We start from the raw sequence: 1,005 nt of genomic DNA on the forward strand, positions 1-1,005 counted from the left end.
ACTGGTGGGCCATCTCTACCCGCACCGGCCAGAGGGCGGCCACGCGGAGCAGGCGCGGGGGACGGGGGGGACCGGGCACGCAGGGGAACGGGCAACAAGGGAGGGAGGGGGGGGGGGGGGGGAAGGAGCGGGCGACCACCGAGAGCGACACAAGGAGGAGCGGCGGCAGAGGCAGAGGGGGATAAGAGACAGAGGGATGATCGAGCAAATAAAAAAAGAATGCATTAATTTGCATCCTAACTTATCAATTAGATTTCGTTTTCACCAAACTTCCCATAGTATATTATCTCAGACAGATCAGGTAAAACCTTTTCCTTTGGTTTTTCATTTGGATATCCTAATCCTAAGATTGCCAAAACTCTTCGGTTAGAGGGAATAGCTAAAGCTTCTTTTACATACGTTTCTCTTTGCTCAGACTCTTTTTCATCTGTCGTATTCAATACTGCTCCAAAAGCACATCCTATACCTTCATTTACAGCTGAAAGCCAAATAAAGCTGCTTGCAATGGAGGAGTCTTGAATCCAATATTTACTTACATCTGGTCGACCTGTAATTACAATTGCGAAACTTGCTTCATTTAACCAAGATACGTAAGGTGTAGTTTTAGATAGTGTTTGGAGCATTTCTTTATCGTTAACGACAATAAATTCACGAGAAGGCAAATTATTACCTGTTGGTGCTAAATATCCAGATGATAAAATTCGTTCTAGCACATCATAAGGAATTGGTTTGGTTAAAAAACTTGTAATCTCTCGTCTATTAGCGACAATTTCTTTAAATTCCATCTAAATTCCCTCCTATGTAGATCACATACATTTTATACCACTATTATTTTAGCAAATTGTATTCAAAATATATATTCCGCTTTCAAAATAAACCAATAAAAAGGATTGTATTCTTTGTTACCTCATAGGTATATAAGACTATCCTTTTGTTACTCTTCTCTAGGTATTTCACACTTTTTCTTTATCAAAAAATTAACAATTTTTCCATAAAGACTAGCAA

At 40.2% G+C, this 1,005-nt stretch carries 1 protein-coding gene; it reads right to left on the bottom strand.

Annotated features, from left to right (window positions below):
• Positions 1-248 precede the first annotated feature (248 nt).
• Complete coding sequence (locus tag HU235_RS12875; protein WP_174880460.1) at positions 249-785, bottom strand: nitroreductase family protein; 537 nt, start codon at positions 783-785, stop codon at positions 249-251.
• Between the last annotated feature and the right edge of the window lie 220 nt (positions 786-1,005).

The sequence above is a fragment of the Metabacillus niabensis genome, from assembly GCF_902829255.1.
GTDB lineage: Bacteria > Bacillota > Bacilli > Bacillales > Bacillaceae > Metabacillus > Metabacillus niabensis.